The following is a 16,909-nucleotide window of genomic DNA, read 5'->3' as shown; positions in this document are numbered from 1 at the left end:
GCTAACGTGATTCGTACAGAAGAACTGCTGCTGAATGTCGGCCCCCAGCATCCGAGCACGCACGGCGTATTTCGGATCGTCGTCAAGCTGGACGGGGAGATCATCACCGAAGCGACGCCCGTCATGGGGTATTTGCACAGGGGCACGGAGAAGCTCGCCGAGAACTTGAACTATACGCAGATTATTCCTTACACGGACCGCATGGACTACGTATCGGCGATGACGAACAATTACGTGCTCGTGCACGCCGTCGAGAAGATGATGGGACTCGAAGTTCCGGAACGTGCGGAATTCCTCAGGCTCATCGTGATGGAGATGCAGCGGGTCGCCAGCCACCTCGTGTGGTGGGGGACTTACCTCCTCGATATCGGGGCGATAAGTCCGTTCCTGTACGCGTTCAGCGACCGGGAGCGCATTCTCGGCCTGTTCAACGAGCTGTGCGGCGCGCGGTTGACCTACAACTATATGCGCGTCGGCGGCGTGAAATGGGACGCGCCGGAAGGCTGGATCGACCGCGTCAGAGCGTTCGTGAAGGATATGTACTTCCGTCTCGACGAATATCATAACCTCGTCAGCGGCAACGAGATCTTCCTATCCCGGATCAAGGGGATCGGCACGTACGACGCGAAGACGGCGATCGAGTACGGATTGTCGGGCGCGAACCTCCGTTGTACCGGCGTCGATTGGGATCTTCGCAAGACGGAACCGTACAGCCTGTACGACCGCTTCGACTTCGACGTCGTCGTCGGCAGGAACGGCGACTGCTACGACCGTTACTTGTGCCGTCTCGGCGAGATTACCCAGAGCTTGCGCATCTTGGAGCAAGCGCTGGAACAGTTCCCGGGCGAGGGAGACACGATGGGCAAGGTGCCCCGCGTCATTCGCCCGCCGGCAGGGGAAATCTACGTGCGCATCGAGTCGCCGCGCGGAGAGATCGGCTGCCATATCGTATCCAAGGGCAAGGCGGAGCCTTACCGGCTGAAGTTCCGGCGTCCGTCGTTCGTGAACCTGCAAATCCTGCCCAAGCTGCTCGTCGGAGAGAACATGACGAACATGGTCACGATTCTGGGCGGCATTGACATCGTGCTCGGGGAGGTCGATTGCTGATGCAGCAATTCTGGGACGATAAGCTCGACTGGGGAATGGCCGGCATCTTCCTCGCCGCCGCGGTCGCCGTGCTCGCGGTCGTCATCCTGTTCGTGACGTACGCGATCTACTTCGAGCGCAAAGTCATCGGTTGGATGCAATACCGCAAAGGGCCGAACCGCGTCGGACCGCTCGGCCTGCTGCAGACGGTCGCCGACGTAACGAAGCTGCTGATTAAGGAGGACACGATACCGAGCAAGGCGGACCGCGGGTTGTTCGTTCTCGCCCCCGTGCTCGCGTTCGTTCCTTCGTTCGCGGTGCTCGCCTTCATCCCCTATGGCCTGAACCTGCAATTCGCCGACCTGAACGTCGGCTTCCTCTATTACATCGCGCTGTCCGGCATTACGACGATCGCGATCGTCGTCGGCGGCTGGGCGTCCAACAACAAGTACTCGCTGCTCGGCGGCATGCGCTCGGCCGCGCAGATGATCAGCTACGAGGTTCCGCTCGTCATGTCCGTCGTCGGCATCGTGATGATGACGGGCAGCCTGAACTTGCGAGACATCGTCCTCTACCAGCAAGGCTACTTCTGGGATTGGAACTTCCTGCCCCAGATTCTCGGCTTCGGCATCTTCCTCATCTCGGCGATCTCCGAGCTGAACCGGACGCCGTTCGACTTGCCGGAAGCGGAATCCGAGCTCGTGGCGGGCTATCACGTCGAGTATAGCGGTTTCCGGTTCGCGTTCTTCATGCTCACGGAGTACATCTACGTGTACGCGATCGCATGCTTGACGACGATTCTGTTCCTGGGCGGATGGAATTCTCCGTTCCCGCAGCTCGACTTCATTCCGGGAATCGTCTGGTTCCTCCTGAAGTTCGCGTTCATCGTATTCTCGTTGTTCTGGATACGGGCCACGTTCCCGAGGCTTCGCGTCGATCAATTGATGAGCTTGGCGTGGAAGGTGCTCCTGCCTCTCGCGATACTGAATATTTTCTTGACGGCGTTAGGCATTGAATTGATGGGATCGGGGGGCTGAGGACATGAAGGGAATGCTGAAAGGGCTTGGCGTATCGCTCAAGACGTTGGGCACGAAGAAGGTCACGATGTCGTATCCGGATATGCCGGTCATTATGCCTGACCGATTCCGCGGCATACAGTACTTCGAGCCGGACAAGTGCATCGTGTGCAACCAGTGCGTGCGCGTCTGCCCGACGGAATGCATTACGCTGACGGGCAAGGCGAATCCCGATCCGGAGAAGAAGGGCAAAGTCATCGACACGTACGACATTAACTTCGAGATCTGCATTCTTTGCGATCTATGCACGGAAGTGTGTCCGACCGAAGCGATCGTCATGACGAACAACTTCGAGCTTGCTACTTACAGCCGAGACGAGTTGTACAAGGACAAGGATTGGCTGTTCGCGAACAACGCGAACGTCCGCCAAGACAATAACAACATCGGCTCTCCGAAAGGGGGCGCCAAATAACCGTGTTCGAATTCAACGTTGACTTCACCGGCGAGTTCGTCGCGTTCTTCCTGCTGGCGGTGTGCGCGATCGTGGGCGCGGTCATGGCGATCAACTTCACGAAAGTCGTACATATCGTCATCTCGCTCGCCTTCACCTTCATCGCGTTGGCGGGACTGTACATTCTTCTCGAGGCGGAGTTCGTCGCGTTCGTCCAAGTGCTGCTCTACGTAGGGGCGGTTACGATCCTCATGATCTTCGGCATCATGATGACGAAGCACGACGGGGAGGGCAAGGAGCCCGCGCGTCCGCTCTTGGAGACGCTGGCCGCGGTCGGCTGCCTCTGCCTGTTCGGCATTCTGTTCTACGCCATCCGCAACGCGGAGTTCGCGGCTCCCGCCGCGGCGTTGCCGCAAGATAACACGCGCGCCATCGGTCTCGAGCTGTTCAGCCGGTATGCCGTTCCGTTCGAGCTTGTCTCGGTGCTGCTTACGGTAGCGTTCATCGGCGCCGTGGCGCTGGCTAAGAGAGAGGAGGACCCGCAATGACGATGCTGGGCTCCTATCTGACGCTGGCGGCGGTGCTGTTCTGCGTCGGGTTGTACGGCGTGTTGACGAAGCGCAACGCGATCGTCGTGCTGCTGTCGATCGAGCTGATGCTCAACGCGGCCAATCTCAATCTGATCGCCTTCTCCAAGTACGGTCTTATCCCGTCGCTGACGGGCCAAATCTTCTCCTTGTTCACCATCTCGGTCGCGGCGGCGGAAGCCGCGGTCGGCATGGCCGTGCTGATCGTCTGGTATCGCGGCCGCGCCACGGTTAACGTGGACGAAATCAACGAGCTGGGGAGGTAACGGACATGAACACCTCTTTCGCGGAATACGCCTGGCTCGTTCCGCTATTCCCGCTGGCGGCATTCGCCGTTCTGACGGCGATGGGCAGAGGGGCGAAGACGATCGGCCCATGGATCGGCACGCTCGCTGCGCTTGCTTCGCTCGTCATGGCGGTATGCATCGCCGGCGAGAGATTGTCCGGCAACGCGGACGATTACAGCAAGCAGATCGATTGGCTTCAGGTCGGCGCGCTGAAGCTTAGCGCGGGCTTCGAAGTTACGAATCTGACGTCGCTGATGCTCGTCGTCGTGACGCTCGTCGGCTTCCTCGTCAATCTCTATTCGCAAGGTTATATGAAGGACGACGAGCGGATATCGACGTTCTACGCGTACGTCTCGCTGTTCACTTTCTCGATGCTCGCGCTCGTCTTGTCCGATAATCTGCTCACGTTCTATATTTTCTGGGAGCTCGTCGGGGTGTGCTCCTTCCTGCTGGTCGGCTTCTGGTTCACGAAACCGGAGGCGAAGGCTGCCGCGAAGAAGGCGTTCATCGTGACGAGAATCGGCGATCTGGGCTTGCTCATCGCCTTGCTCCTTCTCTTCTGGTACATGCCCGACCACGCGCTCGACTTCACGTCGATCCATAACGTCTTCGGCACTTCCGGCGGCGTCATCTCGGTCGGCATCACGACGCTCATCGCGCTGCTCATCTTCTTGGGCGCGGTAGGCAAGTCGGGGCAATTCCCGTTACATACGTGGTTGCCCGACGCGATGGAAGGGCCGACGCCGATCAGCGCGCTCATCCATGCGGCGACGATGGTCGCGGCCGGCGTGTTCCTCGTCGCCCGGACGTTCGATATCTTCCAGGCATCGGAAGCGGCGATGACGACGGTCGCGATCGTCGGCGCCTTCACGGCGATCTTCGCGTCTTCGATCGGCCTGGCGCAGAACGACATCAAGCGAATACTTGCTTACTCGACGGTCAGCCAACTCGGCTACATGATGCTCGCCCTCGGCGTCGGATCGATAACCGGGGCGATGTTCCACCTGTTCACCCACGCCTTCTTCAAGGCGCTCTTGTTCCTCGGCGCGGGCAGCGTCATTCACGGCGCCCATACGCAGGACATCCGGGAGATGGGCGGACTCGGCAAGTCGATGAAGATCACGGCTTGGACGTTCGGCATAGGCGCGCTAGCGCTGTCGGGCATTCCGCCGTTCGCCGGCTTCTGGTCCAAGGACGCGATCTTGGCAGCCGCGCTCCACGACAACGTGATCTTGTTCGCGGTCGGCGTCGTCGCTGCGTTCTTCACGGCTCTGTATATGGCTAGATTGTATTTCCTCGTCTTCGCCGGCAAGCCGAAGGAAGGCAGCCACGCGCACGAATCGCCTTCGGTCATGACGATTCCGCTCATCGTGCTGGCGCTGCTGTCGGTCGTCGCGGGCTTCGTGGAGACGCCGTGGGGCGGTTGGCTCGGCGAGTGGCTGACGGGAACGGCCGAGGAGCATCATTCCACCGGTCTCGTCATGGTCGTCTCGATCGCGGTCGGCTTGCTCGGCATCTACATCGGATGGCTCGTCTACGTCAAAGGGACCGTTCGCAGGGATGCCGTCTCCTCCCGCGCGCCCGGCTTGGTCAAAGTTCTTGAGCGCAAATATTATATCGACGAACTGTACAACGCCGTCTTCGTGAAGCCGCTGCAAGGCTTCGGCCGAGCGCTTCAAGCGTTCGACGATTATATCGTCGACGGCGTCGTTCGCCTCGCCGGCTACTCGACGAACGCGCTCGGTCGGCTGAACTCGCGTCTGCAAGGCGGGCAAGTGCAAGCCTACGCGCTCACGGCGCTCATCGGAATCGTCATCCTGGCGCTCGCCATCGCGGGAAGGAGGTTCTGGTAATGCTGGACAACGTACCGATTCTCTCGCTCATTATTTTCACGCCGCTTATCGGCGCTCTGATCGTCCTGTTGTTGCCGGGGCAGCGCAGCCAGTGGCTTCGCCTGACGGCGATCGCGTTCACCGTCATTCCGCTCGCGCTCACGCTGTGGCTGTTCGCCGCCTATCAGCCTTCTATCGGCGGTGCCGTCTATACGGAGCATGAGACGTGGCTCACGATTCCGCTTAACATGGAGCTGCTGCAAGGCTATTCGTCGTCGTTGCTTGGCTTCGATTATCATCTGGCCGTCGACGGGATCTCGATGCCGTTACTGCTGCTCACGGGAATCGTGTCGACGATGGCTTCGCTCGCGACCGTTCATATCCGCAAGCGGTGGAAGACGTTCTACTTCCTGTTCCTGCTGCTCTTGACGGGCATCTACGGCGTGTTCCTGGCAAGGGACCTGATCTTGTTCTTCATCTTCTTCGAGGTCACGCTTATTCCGATGTTCTTCTTGATCGGCATCTGGGGCTATTACGACCGGGAGAAGGCGGCGACGCGCTTCCTGATCTACAACGGCCTCGGCTCCGCGGCGATGCTGCTGGCGTTCCTCATGCTGATCGCGACGCTGGGCTTCGGCGCGGCGGAAGGCGGCGCGGTTACGTTCAGCGGCAATTACGACGTCCTGCTGGCGAATATGGCCGACCCGCAAGCGTTGGCGAACCTATCCGCCGATCAAGCGGGGCAGGCGGACTTCCTATTGAGCGAGAATATGCGATGGGGCGCGTTCGTGCTGCTCTTGATCGCGTTCGGCATCAAGGTGCCGATCTTCCCGTTCCATACGTGGATGCTTCGCGTGCATGCGGAAGCGCCGCCTTCGATCGTCATGATTCACTCCGGCATTCTGCTCAAAATGGGCGTATACGGCATCATTCGATTCGGCGCGTGTTTATTTCCCGCGCAATTACACGATTGGTCGACGGTAATCGCCATATTGGGCGTCATCAACATCCTGTACGGCGCGATACTGGCCTGCGTGCAGAAGGAATTCAAGCTCGTCCTCGCTTACTCGAGCATAAGCCACATGGGTATCGTGCTCCTTGGCATCGCGTCGCTCGAGGAGGTCGGCTTCCAAGGCGCGATCTATCAATCGGTGTCGCACGGACTGATCTCGGCGCTCCTGTTCCTGATCGTCGGCAGTCTGTACGAGCGAACGAACACGACGCAGCTCGACGAGCTCGGGGGATTGGCCAAGGCGGTGCCGTTCATGTCCGGCATGCTGCTCTTGGCGGGCCTCGCATCGTTAGGCTTGCCGGGACTATCCGGGTTCATCGGAGAATTCCTGTCGTTCCTCGGCCTGTTCGGATCGATGAAATGGATTACCTCGATCGGCGTGCTCGGCATTCTGTTCGCCGCCGTGTACGTTCTGCGCAGCGTATTGAATATTACGTACGGCAGTTTGCCGGCGCAATTCGCGAACATGAAGGACGCGCGCTTCATCGAGGCGCTGCCGATGATCGCCCTCGCCGCGCTGATCGTGCTGCTCGGCGTATACCCGTCCATCTTGACGGACGTGATGCAGAACGGATTCAACGGTCTGCTTCAACAACTTCACTCGAGGATGGGGGGCTAACATGGAAGCTTTGCAGACTTTATCGTGGAGCGATACGTGGTATTTGTCCCCCGAGATAACGTTGTCGATATTCACGATCGTGCTCGCGGTCATCGATCTGATCTTGCCGAAGCGGGCAAACCGCGACGTGATCGGTTGGCTGACGCTGGCGGGCTTGCTGGCGGCGGCCGCGTTCGTGGTTCTGCTCATGGTCGATCTGAAGAACGGCGTCGGCGCGGCCGGCGACGAAGTGTATAGCTTGGTCGGCGGCAGTTATCGAATCGACGACTTCGGCAACCTGCTCAAGCTCGCCTTCATCGGGGCATCGGCATTCATCGTGCTGTTCTCGCTCGGTTCCGTGCGGGACGAGGACGTGCCGATCAAAGGCGAGATGTATTATCTCGTTCTCCCGGCGGTGCTCGGAGCGATGGTCATGTCGTCGTCGGGCGACTTGATTACGCTGTTCGTCGGATTGGAACTGCTCAGCATTACGTCTTACATTCTCGTAGCGGCGCGCAAGCGCTCGAGCGCCTCGAGCGAGGCCGCCTTCAAGTACGTCGTGACCGGCGGGGTCGCCTCCGCGTTCATCCTGTACGGCATGTCGTTCCTCTACGGCGCGACCGGAAGCACGAGACTGCCCGAAATGCTCAAGGGGATGGACGCGGCGATGCAGACGAGCGAAGCGCTGCTCTACGTCGGCTTCTTCCTCATGATCGCGGGGTTCGCGGCGAAGCTGGCGCTCGCGCCGTTCCACGCCTGGGCATCGGACGTGTACCAAGGCGCCCCGACGCCGGTGACCGCCTTCCTGGGCGTCGTCGCCAAAGGCGCCGCGTTCGCGATGCTATACCGGATCTTCTTCCTGTTCGCAACGTATTTCATGTTCGGTTCCGACAGCGTCATGAACGACGATATCTTCCTCGCGCTCGCCGTGCTGGCCGCGGCCGCGATGATCGTCGGCACGGCCGGCGCGCTGCGCCAACGCAACGTCAAGCGGTTGCTCGCGCTGTCCGGCGTCGCGAACGCCGGCATTCTTCTGACGCCGCTCGTGCTCGGGCTTTCGCCGCTTCACTCGTCGATGTTCGAGGAGTTCTTCTACTACTTCATCGCCTACGCGCTCATGAATATCGGCGCCTTCGCGGTGCTGACGATCGTATCGCGGGATACGGGCAACGAGACGATATCCGGCTTCGCCGGGCTCTATCATCGGGCGCCTTGGACGGCCGCCGCGATGACGGTGCTGCTCTGCTCGCTCGCAGGCCTGCCGGTTACGGGCGGCTTCTTCGGGAAGCTGTTCATCCTGTTCGGGACGGTACAGACGAAGACGTATTGGCTCGCGGCAGTCCTCCTCGTCACGACGGTCGTGTCCTATGCGGTCTACTTCGCGTTCATTCGTCAAATGTATCTTCGCGGCGGGGACATCGATTCCGGATTACGGATGACGGCTCCCGCGACGATCTGCATTTGGCTGTGCGTAGCGGGAACGCTGGCGCTCGGCTTCTTCCCGAAGCCGATTCTGGAAGGGATCGGCCAACTGTTCTCGTTGCAGTTCGACATGCTCGTCGGTTAACCGCAAGCGAAACTAATGGCTGCCCGAGGCATGCGTTCGTGCCTTGGGCGGCTTTTCCATCTCATGGGCGATTGAAGGGGAGTGTATAGTCAAAAAGGCATGTTGCGTGACCTAAGACCCGATTTTGATGATGAAAGAAGGGAATTGCTGTCGAAAATCGAATGGGATATGTATACCTTATGCAATCCCTGAAAGCGTGGTTGGAATGAAAAGTAGCTTCGATGTGCCCATAGCCACGACGCGTCGGAGGGTGCGATTCGCGCTGTCCGTCATCGCCGTGTGCAGCGCCGCGATGCTGATCATGCCGCAAGGGATCGCGAGCGAACGTTCAGTCTCGGCAATGGAAGTAGGCATATCGTCCGTAACCGCAATACAAGCATTGGAAGCCGCGTCCTCGTCGGATAAAGCCGCGTTCCTGAAGGAATCCGGCTTCATCGAAGCGTGGGCCGCGTCGCCCGCCGAAGTGAACGCGACGATCGCCGTCGTCGATACCGGCGTCGACTTCAATCATCCCGCGCTGAAGTCTTACCTCCTCCCAGGTAAGAATCTCGTCAACGCGAACCGGCCGCCTCAGGACGATAACGGACACGGTACTGCCGTAGCCGGTATCATCGCCGCGGTCGCGGAAGCGGGAACGGCTTCGGGCAAGACGAAGTGGAAGGGGCGGATATTGCCGATCAAGGCGCTCGACCAGAACGGCTCGGGCGACGAATCGAAGCTGACGCAAGCGATCGACTACGCCGTATCGCAGGGGGCGGATATCGTCGTGCTGTCGCTCGGGTTGCGCCGCGACGCTCCGCGGCTGCGAGATGCCGTCGCGGAAGCGGAGAGCAAAGGCGTGCTGCTCGTCGCCGCCAGCGGCAACGACGCGGCCACGTTGGGAACGAGGGCAACCGTGCAATATCCGGCGGCGTACGCAAGCGTGTTGGCAGTCTCCGGCTCGGATGGGCTGAAGCCGGTAACGCAGTCGACGCCAGGACCGGAAATCGACCTCAGCGCGTCATGGACGGTCGATACGCTCGCGATCGGCGGCGGCCGCGTCTCGATGGCGGGCAGCTCGATGGGGGCGCCGCAAGTCGCGGCAGCGGCGGCGATGCTGATGGCCGCTCACCCGGATTGGAGTCCGCTGCAGCTTCGCGAAGCATTGCGGGCCGCGGCGGTTAAACCGACCTCAGCGGACTGGAACCGGAACGTCGGATTCGGTTTCTTATCGGCGAGCCGCGCCTTGGACGAGGAAGCGACGGCCGATTGGCGGGAGCCGAACGACTCGCGGGAGCAAGCCGCGACGTTCCCGCTAGGCAAGGAAGCCGCCGGAGCTTGGAGCGGCGCGAACGACGCCGATTGGTACGCGCTCGACATGCCGCATGCAGGCACGTTGAGCGTTCGCGGAACCGGCGTAGCGCTGGCGCTATACGGCTCCCAGAGCATCTCGGCGCTTGCCGAGGTCGACGGGGCGGACGGCGCGGCGAGCGAGTGGCGCGTCTCCAAGGGGCGCTACTGGCTGCGGGCGACGAAAGCGGCCGGCGCCAGCGCGAGCAAAGCGTATCCGGCATACCGTCTTACGTCGGATTTCGTCATAGCGGCCGACGCGCGCGAGCCGAACGATGCCGCCGCGACAGCTTATACGATGCCGCCCCGCTCTCAGCAATGGACGGGGACGTTCCATCAGCGGGGCGATCAGGATTGGACAGCCGTTACGCTGCCGAAGGACGGCGATCTTACGTTATCGGCGACGACGGACACGGCGCGCATCGATCTCGCGCTCATGATACAGCCCGCGGGGGGCGGCATGACGCTCGCGGACGAGCGCGGAGACGGCGGCAGCGAGCAGCTGTTCGTCAAGCATGCGAAAGCCGGTAAGTACTACATTCGAATCATGAACGCGGTATCCGCAAATCCGGAGCCTGTCATCGGGACGTATACCGTGCAGTTGGAATATATTACCCAATACGAAGACCCTTATGAACCGAACGACGGTCCGGTCGAAGCCACTCCGCTACAGTTTGGAGAGTCGTACGAAGGGTTAATAACTCCTGTCAACGACGTGGATTGGTACAAATTTACGTTGAACGATCGGCGTAAAGTCGGCGTGTCGCTCGGCGGAATACCGTCCGACACGGCTTTCTCGGTCGAATTAAGGGATCGCAAACAGCAAACGCTAAACAAGTGGCGCAATGCGGACGGTCTTAGCGAGCTTAACGGAGAGCGCGTGCTGGAGGCCGGCACGTATTACGTCTCCGTAGGCGCGAACCGCGCCGGGCAGAACGAAGCGTATCGGTTGACCGTAAGGGCGGAGACGACTTCGGATCCGTTCGCCGATCTGGCCGGTCATCGATGGGCCAGCTCGAGCATACAATCGCTTGTCAAGGCAGGTTGGATGAACGGTTATCCCGACGGGCGGTTCCAACCGTCCGCGGCACTGAACCGAGGCGAATCGATCGCGACGCTCGCGCGCGCGCACGAACTGCAGAAGCGGACGGCGAAAGTACGCTTCAAGGACATTCCCGCGAATAGCTGGCTCTACGATCCGATTGCCAAGGCGGATCAAGCGGGATGGCTCGGGCTGTACGGAGGCGCGCTTCTCCGTCCGGAGCAAGCGATTACGCGCGGGGAAGCGGCAGCGTTGTTCGCCGCGGCGCTCGCGCTCGACTTGCCGAAGCAGCCGAAGCAAGTGTTCAAGGATATTCCAGCGAACGATGCGCTAGCATCCACGGTGGAAGTTCTCTCGGAACAGCATTGGCTGAGCGGATATCCGGACGGAAATTTCAAACCGAACGCAACGATTACCCGGGCGGAATGGTCAGTATTGTTGGCGAAGCTGCTCGCGAGGGCAACGTGATGCCGACGCGACGTCGCGCGAACAACTAGTCGAAGGAATGGATGCTGCACATGGATCAATCGGACGTACTCGCGACAGTGGGATGGAACGGTATTTTCTCGATATTCGTAACGTTGGGTTGCGTGGCCGTCGCTTGGTTCGTCCTGCACGAAGTGAACTTCGACAGGTTCGTCAAACACCCTAGAAGCCCGAGAGCCAGGCTGCTGCAATTGCTGATCGCGATCGTGCTCGGCCATTCCGCGGCGCGGTTCGTTCTGGATTATTGGACTTGGGCCGGCACGGTAAAGTGGCTGTTCGGCGCGGCATAATCGCGCGTCCCGCATAACGCGGAGACGGAATGCTCACAATGAAACATAACGGGATCGTATCGCCTGTCTACGTAGATACGCAAGAACGGCGTCGAACGGAGTCGTAAATCGGCAGAATTTGCCGCTTGTATCACCATATTCCCAGTGGTATGATGGAATTTGGGTTTTTCGGGGTTGGTCTGAAGCATGCAGCTTCGGAATGAATCTATAACGCGCGGAGGGAACCACCCATGAGCAAAATCATCGTCCGCGGCGGACGTACCTTACAAGGCACGGTTCGCGTGCACGGCGCCAAAAATTCTGTCCTTCCGATCCTTGCGGCCGCATTATTGGCGGAAGAAGGATCCAGCGTCATTCATGACGTGCCTGCCCTGGACGATGTGAAGAATATCCTGCAAGTGCTCGCGGCTTTGGGGGTTCACGCGCAGCAAAGCGACGGCAGCGTCCGCTTACAAGCTGAATCGTTGATTTCGTATGAAGCGCCTTACGAGTTAGTCAGGAAAATGCGAGCTTCGTTCTTGGTCATGGGTCCGTTATTGGCCCGGCTAGGCAAAGTAAGGATTTCTCTTCCAGGGGGCTGCGCGATCGGCACGCGTCCGATCGACCAGCATTTGAAAGGTTTCGAAGCGATGGGAGCGGAGATCGGATTCGGTCAAGGCACTATCGAAGCGAGCGTGAACGGCAAGCTGCGCGGCGCCAGAATCTATCTGGATATCGCCAGCGTCGGCGCGACCGAGAACATTATGATGGCGGCCGCTACGGCGGAGGGCACGACCATTATTGAAAATGCAGCAAAAGAACCGGAAATCGTCGATCTGGCGAATTTCCTGAATAGCATGGGCGGAAAAGTCCGCGGAGCCGGAACGGGCGTCATTCGGATCGAAGGCGTCGAGCGTCTGCGCGGCGTCGAGCACCATGTCATTCCGGACCGCGTGGAAGCGGGTACTTATATGATCGCGGCGGCCATTACGGGCGGAGACGTCTATGTCGAAGGCGCGATTCGCGATCACCTTGGACCCGTCGTCGCGAAGCTGGAAGAGATGGGCGTTCGAATCGATTGCGACGAGAACGGCATCCGCGTCAACGCGACGCATCCGCTGAAAGCCGTCGACGTGAAGACGCTGCCTTATCCGGGCTATCCGACGGATATGCAGGCGCAGATGATGGCGCTCCTGCTCGTCGCCGAAGGCACGAGCATCGTGACGGAGACCGTCTTCGAGAATCGCTTCATGCACGTGGAGGAGCTCGCCAAGATGGGCGCGGAGATCAAGGTCGACGGACGTACCGCGATCATAACGGGCGGCTCGAAGCTGTCCGGCGCCAGCGTGTGCGCGACCGATCTTCGGGCGGGCGCGGCGTTGATCTGCGCGGCGCTCGTCGCCGACGGAAGCACCGAGGTCGGCGGCATTCACCACATCGAGCGCGGTTATATGGACCTCGTCAGCAAGCTTGCCGGGATCGGGGCGGATATCTATCGCGCGCCGTCGCCGGAAGAAGTGCTGGAGGAAGCGGAGCTGGAGTCGTTGCAGCCGGATAAGCTGCTGCAGCAGTTGGAGCAGCGTGCCGTTGCGCCAGTGCAGACACCTGCGCCGACGCACGCTTCGGCCGAACTCGGCCGCGCGATGAAGATTCAGCCTACGTTAGCGTAATAAGAGCAAGCGAGTACATTGTCCTTATATTATCCCTCTGCCTTCGGGCAGGGGGATTTTTCGTTGTTGTTGGGCATTCGTGCCGCTGTAACGTTACGAGGCACGGTTGGAGCAACCATGTTTGCATTCGCGCCGCTGTAGCGTTGCGAGGCACGGTTGGAGTAACCCGTTGGTCTTTCGCGCCGCTGTAGCGTTGCGAGGCGCGGTTGGAGTAACCCGTTGCTCTTTCGCGCCGCTGTAACGTTACGAGGCACGGCTGGAGTAACCAGTTTGTCTTTCACGCCGCTGCAGCGTTGCGAGGCGCGGTTGGAGTAACCAGTTGGTTTTTCGCGCCGCTGTAGCGTTGCGAGGCACGGTTGGAGTAACCAGTTGGTCGTTCGCGCCGCTGTAGCGTTGCGAGGCACGGTTGGAGTAACCAGTTGGTTTTCGCGCCGTTGTAACGTTACGAGGCACGGTTGGAGTATCCAGTTGGTTTTTCGCGCCGCTGTAACGTTGCGAGGCACGGTTGGAGTAACCAGTTGGTCGTTCGCGCCGCCGTAACGTTGCGAGGCGCGGTTGGAGTAACCAGTTGGTCGTTCGCGCCGCTGTAGCGTTGCGAGGCGCGGTTGGAGTAACCAGTTGGTCGTTCGCGTCGCTGTAGCGTTGCGAGGCGCGGTTGGAGTAATCCGTTGCTCTTTCGCGCCGCTGTAACGTTACGAGGCACGGTTGGAGCAACTAGAAATTATAGAAGGTTGGGGAAAGCAGATGCTTTCAGCCGATAGCGATGAATACGCTGGCGTTCTCCGTCATAAGCCGGCTCAAGGATTTCATTAACGATAAGCTCTTGCAACTGTGCCCGGGTAAACGTTTCTCCCTTGCCCAAGGCTAGACGAATATCCTCTTGCGCGAAGGGAACGGGCGAACGCAGCGCGATCCGAACGATCTCCCGCTGATAGATATTCAAGCCGGCCATCATTTCGTCTTCGCCCCCATACCAGCTAACGAACATCCGCTTAATCGTCTGTTGGCAGGCAGTCGGATTCTCTTTCAACTTGTCCGTCGAGAATCGTAGAATGTTCCAATTCGTCAATACGATTTCGTTCTGTCGGTCTAATCCGCGAGAGAATTCTTCGCGATCTATATCCCGTGCGTGCGAGCCGTAACTATCCGCTTCCATAGCGGTCGGCTTAGGCAGCTGTAAGTAAGCGTAGTCCATGAAATAATGTTTGCCGTCAAAGCCTATGAATTCAAACTCCGGGACAAGATGGTCTAGATTCCCGACCGCCGGCCACCAAGCTTGTTGCAACAATAGCTTCTCGCCGTAACCGAGCTTCTTGACCAGTCGCCGCAATCGCTCGCCTTTTGCCTCGGACTTGTGCTTCTCGAACCACCCCATGTACGCCTTCTCGAAATTCGCCATCTCCGAATCCTCCCGGACAAAAAAATAACCGCCCGACGCCCCGGAGGGGGAGTGGACGGTGTGCTTCACGCGTGTACGGATAGCATATCGCAGTTGCGGAGCATTCGCAATATAGCATAAAAATGAACTTACCCTCATCTCGTTCTAGCGCTTCTATTTGTCGCATAATTTGAGAGCATTGGAGAATGGAGCGAGGTGAGCGGGATGGAAGGAAGATTGAGAGAGAGATGGGGTTTGCCATCCGGCGAGCTGAAGTGGAGCGTGCTCAGGACCGGATTCGCGGTCGGGGCGGTCATGGCGGCGGCGTGTTGGATGGTCGTGCATGCGGGACAGGATACGGGGGGGAAAGAGAGCGCGCGATATAGCGTCGACTCTGAACTGCAACGGACGGCGGTGTTAGCGAAGAGAGAGTCGGCGTCAGACGAAGGTAGTTCGAGCACCGCCGCGAGAGACGTTGCGCAGCGACAGCCGGCGCAACCGCAATCGGCGGTAACGGCGGCCAAGCAACAACCGGAGAACAAGAAGCAGGCCGCCGAAGCCGAAGCGGTCGCGCCGGCCGACAGCCTCGATCCCAACGTTAGCGTCTACTTGAAGGACAAGCAGAGCGTGGAGACTGTGCCGCTAGAGACATACGTGCTCGGCGTCGTCGCGGCGGAAATGCCGCTGGATTTCGAACCGGCGGCGCTCGAAGCGCAGGCGCTGGCAGCGCGAACCTATATCGTGCGCAGGCTGCTCGCAGATAACCGAGACGGCGTGCCTGGAGCCAAGGCGCTCGTAACCGACCAAGTGACGCATCAAGCTTATCTCTCTCTAGCGAACATCGCCGAGCTACAAGAGATGAATGCGTCCGGTCTGCGCAAAGCGCGCAATGCAGTCGAGCGAACGAAAGACAGCATCATCTCCTATAGCGGCGAGCCGATCGAAGCGCTGTTCTTCTCCGCGAGCAACGGCTATACGGAAAATTCCGAGGAAGTGTTCCCGAACAAGCTGCCCTATCTGCGAGCGGTTCCTAGTCCATGGGATAAGGAAAGCGTGCATGCGTCGGAGGAGACGGTGACGATGCCGCTACAACGATTTTACGAGAAGCTGGACGTAGATTCGCTCCCCGCGATCGGCCGCGGCAAGAGCAAGCCGAACGTCCGGGTGCTCGAATGGACGCAAGGGCGCCGGGTGAAGCTTCTGCTGGTCGGCTCCGTCAAAATAACGGGAGAAGAGGCTCGCGCCAAGCTTGGCCTGCGTTCCGCCTCGTTCGACGTGAACGTAGCTAACGGCGAGGTTAAGATTAAGACGCACGGAAACGGCCACGGAGTCGGCATGAGCCAGTGGGGGGCGGAAGGCATGGCGAAAGCCGGAAGCGACGCCGACGATATCGTCGAGCACTACTATACCGGGGCGCGGGTTACCGAAGCTTCGAAGATTCTAAAAGACGCCGTAGACCATACCTGACTATAAAAATTGCAATCTTCCAACGCGGATACGTATAAAACGTCCTCACCTGGTAACAATGGCTTACTGAGGTGATGATAACAATGAATGATGGAAACAACAAAACGCCACGCAAGATCGAAGAGTCTTCCAAGTCGGTAGTAGGATCGTCTTCCGCTGTCAGGCCTTCCGGTTTCAAAAAGCTGCTCTCCAAACGCTGGGTTTTCCCTGCAGCTTACATGGCCGCCGCAGCAATCATCGTAGCGATTCTCTGGGTGTATTCGGGAACGGACAAGGATGAATCCGCGCAAACCGTAACCGAAGTCTCAGAAGTCGACGGCGATACGACGAACAGTCCGACGGGCTCGGATGCCGCCCCTGCAGCAGCGAATAATGAGACGCTGCGCTGGCCGGTAAGCAAGATCGAAGACATGACGCCGACTATGCCGTACTATGATCAAGCGGCATCGGTGGAGCAACGCGAAGCGGCCATGGTCGAGTACAACGGTACCTTCACGCCGCACACCGGAGTCGATCTGGCCCGCAAAGACGCGAAAGCGTTCGACGTGCTGGCCGCGATGAGCGGCGAAGTCACGGTAGCGGAGCAAACGCCGGGCAACAACTACGAGGTGGAAATCAAGCATGCGGACGGCCTCGTAACGGTGTACCAAAGCTTATCGAACATCGAAGTGAAAGTCGGCGACCAAATCGAGCAAGGCGACAAGATCGGCGCTGCCGGTCAAAGCCAAACCGAGCCTGGCGAAGGGTACCACGTACACTTCGAGGTTCGCAGCAACGGCGAGTCGATCAACCCGTCATCCAAGATTGCCGCAGCTGAATAATAGGCGCTAAC

General features: G+C 59.5%; 14 protein-coding genes. 13 read left to right on the top strand and 1 reads right to left on the bottom strand.

Features of this window, described 5'->3' with window-relative positions:
• Window positions 1–6 precede the first annotated feature (6 nt).
• From ACFQZG_RS19580 to murA, 11 genes are all read left to right on the top strand, one after another.
• On the top strand, window positions 7–1,107 hold the full coding sequence (locus ACFQZG_RS19580; protein ID WP_378155548.1) for an NADH-quinone oxidoreductase subunit D: 1,101 nt from the start codon (window positions 7–9) through the stop codon (window positions 1,105–1,107).
• Window positions 1,107–2,123 carry an NADH-quinone oxidoreductase subunit NuoH gene (nuoH, locus tag ACFQZG_RS19575; RefSeq protein ID WP_378155546.1) on the top strand — a complete coding sequence of 339 codons (1,017 nt, stop codon included), beginning with the start codon at window positions 1,107–1,109 and terminating at the stop codon, window positions 2,121–2,123. Before ACFQZG_RS19580 ends, nuoH begins: the two co-directional genes overlap by 1 nt.
• A 4-nt stretch (window positions 2,124–2,127) precedes the next feature.
• Window positions 2,128–2,574 carry an NADH-quinone oxidoreductase subunit NuoI gene (gene nuoI / locus ACFQZG_RS19570; RefSeq protein WP_378155544.1) on the top strand — a complete coding sequence of 149 codons (447 nt, stop codon included), beginning with the start codon at window positions 2,128–2,130 and terminating at the stop codon, window positions 2,572–2,574.
• Between the two features lie 2 nt (window positions 2,575–2,576).
• On the top strand, window positions 2,577–3,101 hold the full coding sequence (locus tag ACFQZG_RS19565) for an NADH-quinone oxidoreductase subunit J (RefSeq protein ID WP_378155542.1): 525 nt from the start codon (window positions 2,577–2,579) through the stop codon (window positions 3,099–3,101).
• Window positions 3,098–3,406 carry an NADH-quinone oxidoreductase subunit NuoK gene (gene nuoK / locus ACFQZG_RS19560; protein ID WP_378155540.1) on the top strand — a complete coding sequence of 103 codons (309 nt, stop codon included), beginning with the start codon at window positions 3,098–3,100 and terminating at the stop codon, window positions 3,404–3,406. The genes ACFQZG_RS19565 and nuoK overlap by 4 nt, the downstream gene beginning before the upstream one ends.
• A gap of 5 nt (window positions 3,407–3,411) precedes the next feature.
• Window positions 3,412–5,280 (top strand): NADH-quinone oxidoreductase subunit L, encoded by a 1,869-nt coding sequence (gene nuoL / locus ACFQZG_RS19555; protein ID WP_378155538.1) that lies wholly within the window; start codon window positions 3,412–3,414, stop codon window positions 5,278–5,280.
• Entirely contained in the window at window positions 5,280–6,890 is a 1,611-nt protein-coding gene (locus ACFQZG_RS19550) for a complex I subunit 4 family protein (RefSeq protein ID WP_378155536.1), read from the top strand. Before nuoL ends, ACFQZG_RS19550 begins: the two co-directional genes overlap by 1 nt.
• Window position 6,891: 1 nt before the next feature.
• Window positions 6,892–8,436 (top strand): NADH-quinone oxidoreductase subunit N, encoded by a 1,545-nt coding sequence (locus ACFQZG_RS19545; RefSeq protein WP_378155534.1) that lies wholly within the window; start codon window positions 6,892–6,894, stop codon window positions 8,434–8,436.
• Window positions 8,437–8,686: 250 nt separating this feature from the next.
• Window positions 8,687–11,275, top strand: a complete 2,589-nt coding sequence (locus ACFQZG_RS19540; RefSeq protein ID WP_378155532.1) for a S8 family serine peptidase — start codon at window positions 8,687–8,689, stop codon at window positions 11,273–11,275.
• A gap of 50 nt (window positions 11,276–11,325) precedes the next feature.
• A complete protein-coding gene (locus ACFQZG_RS19535) occupies window positions 11,326–11,583 on the top strand; it encodes a DUF1146 domain-containing protein (RefSeq protein ID WP_378155531.1) in 258 nt (85 codons plus the stop codon).
• A 230-nt stretch (window positions 11,584–11,813) separates the two neighbouring features.
• On the top strand, window positions 11,814–13,232 hold the full coding sequence (gene murA, locus ACFQZG_RS19530) for a UDP-N-acetylglucosamine 1-carboxyvinyltransferase (protein ID WP_378155529.1): 1,419 nt from the start codon (window positions 11,814–11,816) through the stop codon (window positions 13,230–13,232).
• Between the two features lie 721 nt (window positions 13,233–13,953).
• Here murA and ACFQZG_RS19525 read toward each other — a convergent pair.
• Complete coding sequence (locus tag ACFQZG_RS19525; RefSeq protein ID WP_378155527.1) at window positions 13,954–14,607, bottom strand: hypothetical protein; 654 nt, start codon at window positions 14,605–14,607, stop codon at window positions 13,954–13,956.
• Between the two features lie 228 nt (window positions 14,608–14,835).
• Here ACFQZG_RS19525 and spoIID point away from each other — a divergent pair, with 228 nt between their 5' ends.
• On the top strand, window positions 14,836–16,077 hold the full coding sequence (gene spoIID, locus ACFQZG_RS19520) for a stage II sporulation protein D (RefSeq protein WP_378155525.1): 1,242 nt from the start codon (window positions 14,836–14,838) through the stop codon (window positions 16,075–16,077).
• A gap of 83 nt (window positions 16,078–16,160) precedes the next feature.
• Window positions 16,161–16,898 carry a peptidoglycan DD-metalloendopeptidase family protein gene (locus tag ACFQZG_RS19515; protein ID WP_378155523.1) on the top strand — a complete coding sequence of 246 codons (738 nt, stop codon included), beginning with the start codon at window positions 16,161–16,163 and terminating at the stop codon, window positions 16,896–16,898.
• Window positions 16,899–16,909: the final 11 nt, after the last annotated feature.

This window comes from Cohnella sp. GCM10027633, from assembly GCF_042675445.1.
Lineage (GTDB): Bacteria > Bacillota > Bacilli > Paenibacillales > Paenibacillaceae > Cohnella.
Note: the sequence above shows the minus strand (reverse complement) of the source record. Positions and strands in the feature narration are given on the sequence as shown.